The organism is Geodermatophilus sp. SYSU D00698 (genome assembly GCF_054050335.1).
In genome coordinates, this window is sequence record NZ_JBJGZD010000045.1 from 1 (window position 1) to 6,071 (window position 6,071).

Here is a 6,071-nt window from a genome sequence, read left to right on the forward strand (position 1 = left end):
GGGCCGGGGACCCCGAGGGGTCCCCGGCCCGTCGCCGGGTGGAGCGGAGGGTCAGGCGACCGCGGGCTGCCGCAGGTCGGTGTCGACGCCGCCGGTCTCCGCGGCGACCGGGGCGGACGCCCGGCCGGTGCGGAACCGCTCGAGGTCGAGGATGCCCTCGCGCCGGGCGACGATCGTCGGGACCAGCGCCTGGCCGGCGACGTTCACCGCGGTGCGGCCCATGTCGAGGATCGGGTCGATCGCCAGCAGCAGGCCGACGCCGGCCAGCGGCAGGCCCAGGGTGGACAGCGTCAGGGTCAGCATGACCACCGCGCCGGTGACGCCGGCCGTGGCGGCCGAGCCGACCACCGACACCAGCGCGATGAGCAGGTAGTCGGTGAGCGACAGGTCCACGCCGAAGAACTGCGCCACGAAGATCGCCGCCAGCGCCGGGTAGATCGCGGCGCAGCCGTCCATCTTCGTCGTCGCGCCCAGCGGGACGGCGAAGGAGGCGTAGGACCGCGGCACGCCCAGGTCCTGCTCGGTGACCCGCTCGGTCACCGGCAGGGTGCCGATCGAGGACCGGGAGACGAAGGCGAGCTGGATGGCCGGCCAGGCGCCGGCGAACCACCGCAGCGGCGAGAGGCCGTGCAGGCGCAGGAGCACCGGGTAGACGACGAACAACACCAGCGCGAGGCCCGCGTAGACCGAGCCCGCGAAGACGCCGAGGGAGCCGAGCGAGTCCCACCCGTAGGTGGCCACGGCGTTGCCGATGAGGCCGACGGTGCCGACCGGGGCCAGCAGGATGACCCACCACAGCAGCTTCTGGACGACGGCCAGGGCGGAGCGGACCAGGCCGAGGAACGGCTCGGCCGGCTCGCCGACCTTGAGGATCGCGACACCGATCGCGACCGACAGCACGATCAGCTGCAGGACGTTGAACGACAGGCCGACCGAGCCGTCGTCGCCCGCCGAGGCCTGCAGGCCGAGGACGTTGCCCGGCACCAGGCCGGTGAGGAAGTCCCACCAGGAGCCGGTGGTCTCGGGCGCGGCCTGGGCGGCGGCGTCGACGCTGCTGTTGCGGCCGGGCTGGGTGAGCAGGCCCAGGCCGATGCCGATGGTGACGGCGACCAGCGCGGTGATCGCGAACCACAGCAGGGTCTGGCCGGCCAGCCGGGCGGCGTTGGAGACCTGGCGGAGGTTGGCGATGCTGACGATGACCGCGGTGACGACGAGCGGCGGGACCAGGACCTTGAGCAGCGTGACGAAGGTCTGGCCGACGGTCTGGAGGGTGCTGGCGAGCCAGTTCGGCGTCCCGTCGGCGACGGGGCCGAGGTCGCGGGCCACGAGGCCGAGCGCGACGCCCACCACGAGGGCGAGGAGGACCTGCACCGCGAACGGGACGCGGCGGAGACGTGCGAGCACTGAGGTGCCTTTCGGGGGTTCTTCGGGAGGGGACGGCGGCGCGCACGGCGTCAACAGCCGGCGGTCGTCACCCGGCCGAAGTCGAGCTCACGGCGGCGCGTGAGTCCCCAGACGTTCTGCACGCCAGGGAGCAATGCGGATGCGGCACCGCGGCATCCCGGATGTGCGCGGACTCACCCGACGGCGTGGACCTCGGCCCCCCCGGAACCGGGCCGCTGACGCCTCAGGCGGCGTCGTCGACGGCGGGCTCGTCCTCCAGCGCCACCATGACCTCGTTGGTCTGCAGGGTGACCAGCCAGGCCAGCGCGTGGTCCTCGACCGGTCGGCCGGACACGTGGGCGATGGCGTCGAGCTGGGCGGCGACGAGCCCGCGGGCGGCCTGGTAGACGTCGGCGGCGGAGACGGCCATCTCCAGCTCGTCGAGCCACAGCCGCCCGTCGGGCAGCACGCGGACGTCGGGCTGGCTGCCGACGCCGAGGTCGGCGGCCGCGCTGCCGAGGACCGACATCCCGGCACGCAGCTCGGTGAGCCGGCGGGAGCGACGGCCGGACGGAGCGGGCTGCGACGGAACGGGCTGCGACTCGGACATGCGGGTGCCTCCTGTCGGACCGGCCCCGCGGTCGTGGGACCCGTCCCCAGGGTCGGCAACCGGAGTGCGGCACCGGACCACGCCTGGGACGGGGCGGGCGGCTGGGACGCGAGGGGCGAGACGTTGCAGGCCCGACCCGTGCAGCAACCCCTTCCCCGGTCCGGCGCCGGCCTGCACGATGCCCCGCCGTGACCAGCCGCCCGGGGTGCACCCGCCGTCGTCGCCGCCGCTCCGCCCGCTCCTCCCGCAACTCCTGCGACGGCTGGGACGGCTGCTCGGAGGGCTGTGACGCGATCGGCCTGTTCACCCTGCTCTGGCTGGCCCTGCCCGCGGCACTGGTCACCCCGGCACCGGCCGGGACGCCGTGGGCGGCGCGCTGGCCGGTCCGGCTCGTCGTCGCCTACCGGGAGCGGGTCAGCCCCACCCGCCCGCCGGTGTGCCCGTTCACGCCGACCTGCTCGACCTACGGGCTCGAGGCGCTGCGGCGCCACGGCGCGCTGCGCGGGCTGTGGCTGACCCTCGACCGGCTGCGCCGCTGCCGCCCCGGCGCCGGCGGCAGCGATCCGGTGCCCCGGGCCCGGGCCCGGGCTCAGGCGTAGCCCCAGACCTCCTGGGCGACCTCGACCACGAGCGCCAGCTTGGCCACCTGCTCGTCGCGGGTCAGCGCGTTGCCCTCGACGGTCGAGGAGAAGCCGCACTGCGGCGAGATCGCCAGCTGCTCCAGCGGCACGTACCGCGCGGCCTCGTCGATGCGCCGCTTGAGCGCGTCCTTCGACTCCAGCTCCGGCCGCTTCGTCGTCACCAGGCCCAGGACGACCCGCTTGCCCGGCGGGACGAACCGCAGCGGCTCGAAGCCGCCGGAGCGGGCGTCGTCGTACTCGAGGAAGAAGCCGTCGACCTCCAGGCCGCCGAACAGCGCCTCGGCGACGAAGTCGTAGCCGCCCTCGGCCACCCAGGAGGAGCGGAAGTTGCCGCGGCACATGTGGGTGGTGACCGTCAGCCCCTCCGGGCGGCCGGCCAGCGCGGCGTTGATCTGCCGGATGTAGCGCTCGTGCTGGTGCTCGGCGTCGCGGCCCTGGGCGGCGAGCTCGGCGCGCTGGGCGGGGTCGTTGAGGTAGGCCAGGCTGGTGTCGTCGAGCTGCAGGTACCGGCAGCCCAGCGCGGCGACGCCGCGCACCTGCTGCGCGTACGCCGCCGACAGGGCGTCCCAGAACGCGTCCTCGTCGGGGTAGACGGCCGGGTCGATCGCGGCCGCGCCGCCGCGGTAGTGGACCATCGACGGCGAGGGGATCGTCAGCTTCGCCGTCTGCCCCTCCCCCACCTGCGACTGCAGGTAGGCGAGGTCCGCGCCGAAGACCGGCTCGCCGATCGACAGCGGGCCGTCGACGTGCAGCCCCGCAGGGGTGAAGTCGATCGTGCCGTCGGCGTTGCGGAAGTGGACGACGATGTCCTCGCCGGTCACCTTGCTGATGCCGTCGATGGCGTAGATGAAGTCCATGTGCCACGAGGCGCGGCGGAACTCGCCGTCGGTGGCGGTGCGCAGGCCGACGTCGCCCTGCAGCCGGACGACGTCGGCGATCGCCTCGTCCTCGATCCCGCGCAGCTCGGCGTCGTCGATCTCCCCGGCGGCGTGCCGGGCGCGGGCCTCGAGCAGCGACGCAGGGCGCAGCAGGCTGCCGACGTGGTCGGCGCGGAAGGGCGGGCCGGAGGTGTCGGTCATGCCGCGAGCCTGGCGCAGGACGGCCCCGGACGCGCGCCGGCGGCCGATCAGGTCCGCGGCCGCGACCAGGGGCGGACCCCGGCCTCCCCCGACACCAGCCGCTCCGCGGCGGCGTAGACGAGCAGGGCCGGCACGGCCAGCAGCGACGGCGGCAGCACCAGCGGCGCCGCCAGCGCCGTGATCGCCAGCACGCCCGGCGCGCTGAGCAGCCAGCCGCGCCGCCGCCGCGGATCGGTCAGCGCGCCCCACCGCACGCCGGTCCACATGAGCCAGCGCAGCAGCACCGGCACCCCGGCCTCCCGCATCGCCCGGCGGAAGACCCCGTCGGCCTCTCGCGCGGTGACCACGCCGGTGACGATGCCCTCCTGGCACAGCCAGTCGTGCAGCACCGCGGCCAGCGTGTACCGCCCGGACTCCGGGACCAGCCACCGCACCGGCCGCGGCACGGACGCGAGGTCCGTGCGGAAGCCCGCCAGGACGACGAAGGTGTCGCGCTTCCCGTGGTAGGTGAGCGGCTCGACGAGCGTCCAGCCGCCGGCGCCGGCGGTGCTGAGCACGCCGGCGGGCGGGTCGAAGGGCACGTCCGTACCCTCCTCCCCGCCCGCCGCGTCCGCTCGGGGGAGCGGTCGGTACCCGGGGTCGTCGGTACCGCGGCCGGGCCCACCCCTCCGCGCGGGTGCCCACGGATGTGCGACATCCCATCGTGCGCGGTGCATCGAAGTCCGCGGCGCTGGGCATGGGCCGGACCATGCGCCTGCCTCACGCCCGGGGCCCCCTGTCCGCGGCCCTCCGCGACGCCCTGCTCGCCGGGTCGGTCTCCCCCGCCACCGTCGACCTCGCCCGCACCACCGCCGGGGCCGCGACCGACCCCCTGCACGACGACGACCTGCAGCTGGCGCTGGCGCTGTGCTACGAGCTGCACTACCGGGGCCTCGACGACGTCGACGACGCCCTCGAGTGGGACCCCGGCCTGATCACGCTGCGCGCGCACCTCGAGCGCCGGCACCTGGCCGCCCTGTGCGAGCTCACCGGCCCGCCCTCCCCCACCGGCGAGCCGGTCGACCGGCAGCTGACCGCGCTGATCGCCGCCGACGACGGCCCGTCGCTGTCGTCGTTCATGGCCAAGCGCGGCACCGCCGAGCAGTGGCGCGAGTACCTGACCCTGCGGTCGGTCTACCACCTCAAGGAGGCCGACCCGCACACCTTCGCCGTCCCCCGGCTGTCGGGCCGGGCCAAGGCCGCGATGGTCGAGATCCAGGCCGACGAGTACGGCGGCGGCGCGCCCGAGCGCATGCACAGCGAGCTCTTCGCCGGGATGATGCGCGACCTGGGCCTGGACGCCGGGTACGGCGCCCTGTGGGACGACGCCCCCGCCGTCGCCTTCACCTCGGTCAACACCATGTCGCTGTTCGGCCTGCACCGCCGCTGGCGCGGGGCGGCGCTGGGCCACCTGGCCTGCGTGGAGATGACCTCCTCCGAGCCCAGCCGCCGCTACTCCGCGGGGCTGCGCCGGATCGGCCACGACGGGACGACGACCGTCTTCTACGACGAGCACGTCGAGGCCGACGCCGTCCACGAGCAGATCGCCTCGGTGGACATGTGCGGCTCCCTGGTGGCCGAGGACCCCTCGCTCCTGGGTGACGTGCTCTTCGGCGCGGCCTGCTCCCTCGCCCTCGACGGGCTGGCCGCCCGGCACCTGCTCGGCGCCTGGGAGGCCGGGCGCTCGGCGCTGTACACCCGGACCGCGCTCGCCGCCTGAGTCGCGATCCGGTCTCGGGGCCGGGTTGCGGCGCCCGATCGGCTGCAGTCCGCGGCGGCGCTGCCGAACCTCTCGGTGCAGGACCCTCCGGACCCGGGGTCCCCGACCCCGGAGGACGACCATGTGGCGGCGCACCGACCCGGACCCGTCCGGCACGCCGGAGACCACGGCGACGCCGCGGGACGTCGAGGTCCTCGAGAGGGTGGTCGAGGCCCTCACCGAGGCGTCGGCGTCGACCGGCGAGGTCGTCCGGATCACCTCCGGCATCGCCGACCGGACCGGCCTGCTCGCCCTCGACGCCACCACCGCGGCGGCGTGCGCCGGCGAGCTCGGCCGCGGCTCCGCCGTCGTCACCGGCGAGGTCGAGGACCTGGCCCGGGAGACCGCGGCCGCCACGCAGCGGGTGCCGGACCGGATCGCCGGCACCCGGACCAGCAGCGACCAGGTCACCGCCGGCATCCACGCGACCAGTGAGGTCGTCGGCCTGCTCGACGCGGTGCAGGCGCGGATCACCGGCGTGCTCGAGGAGCAGGTCCGGATGGGCCGCGCGGTCGAGTCGGCCGCCTGAGCCGGGGTGCGGGCCGGGCACGGGGGCCGGC

Annotated in this window: 7 protein-coding genes; 3 read left to right on the forward strand and 4 right to left on the reverse strand. The window is 75.6% G+C overall.

Translation table 11 applies throughout. From position 1 onward, the window contains the following. Window positions 1-51: 51 nt before the first annotated feature. Window positions 52-1,404, reverse strand: a complete 1,353-nt coding sequence (locus ACI8AB_RS22560) for a dicarboxylate/amino acid:cation symporter (RefSeq protein ID WP_456951969.1) — start codon at window positions 1,402-1,404, stop codon at window positions 52-54. Window positions 1,405-1,627: 223 nt separating this feature from the next. After that, on the reverse strand, window positions 1,628-1,993 hold the full coding sequence (locus tag ACI8AB_RS22565) for a hypothetical protein (protein ID WP_387989101.1): 366 nt from the start codon (window positions 1,991-1,993) through the stop codon (window positions 1,628-1,630). A 188-nt stretch (window positions 1,994-2,181) separates the two neighbouring features. Here ACI8AB_RS22565 and yidD point away from each other — a divergent pair, with 188 nt between their 5' ends. Continuing rightward, window positions 2,182-2,592: a membrane protein insertion efficiency factor YidD gene (gene yidD, locus ACI8AB_RS22570; protein WP_456951970.1), complete on the forward strand. Its 411-nt coding sequence runs from the start codon at window positions 2,182-2,184 to the stop codon at window positions 2,590-2,592. Here the strand turns inward: yidD and ACI8AB_RS22575 are convergent. After that, entirely contained in the window at window positions 2,583-3,713 is a 1,131-nt protein-coding gene (locus ACI8AB_RS22575; RefSeq protein WP_387989097.1) for a 5-methyltetrahydropteroyltriglutamate--homocysteine S-methyltransferase, read from the reverse strand. The two genes, yidD and ACI8AB_RS22575, sit on opposite strands and share 10 nt — an antisense overlap. A 47-nt stretch (window positions 3,714-3,760) precedes the next feature. Continuing rightward, on the reverse strand, window positions 3,761-4,294 hold the full coding sequence (locus ACI8AB_RS22580; RefSeq protein WP_456951971.1) for a DUF1353 domain-containing protein: 534 nt from the start codon (window positions 4,292-4,294) through the stop codon (window positions 3,761-3,763). A gap of 122 nt (window positions 4,295-4,416) precedes the next feature. Here ACI8AB_RS22580 and ACI8AB_RS22585 point away from each other — a divergent pair, with 122 nt between their 5' ends. Together ACI8AB_RS22585 and ACI8AB_RS22590 are read left to right on the forward strand one after the other, a co-directional pair. After that, entirely contained in the window at window positions 4,417-5,472 is a 1,056-nt protein-coding gene (locus ACI8AB_RS22585; protein ID WP_456951972.1) for an iron-containing redox enzyme family protein, read from the forward strand. A gap of 121 nt (window positions 5,473-5,593) precedes the next feature. Continuing rightward, window positions 5,594-6,040 (forward strand): methyl-accepting chemotaxis protein, encoded by a 447-nt coding sequence (locus ACI8AB_RS22590; RefSeq protein ID WP_456951973.1) that lies wholly within the window; start codon window positions 5,594-5,596, stop codon window positions 6,038-6,040. The last annotated feature ends 31 nt before the right edge of the window (window positions 6,041-6,071 follow it).

Coding starts and splice junctions, on each gene's coding strand:
- ACI8AB_RS22575 (WP_387989097.1), bottom strand. CDS start 3,713: ATGACCGACACCTCCGGCCCGCCCTTCCGCGCCGACCACGTCGGCAGC.
- ACI8AB_RS22590 (WP_456951973.1), top strand. CDS start 5,594: ATGTGGCGGCGCACCGACCCGGACCCGTCCGGCACGCCGGAGACCACG.
- ACI8AB_RS22565 (WP_387989101.1), bottom strand. CDS start 1,993: ATGTCCGAGTCGCAGCCCGTTCCGTCGCAGCCCGCTCCGTCCGGCCGT.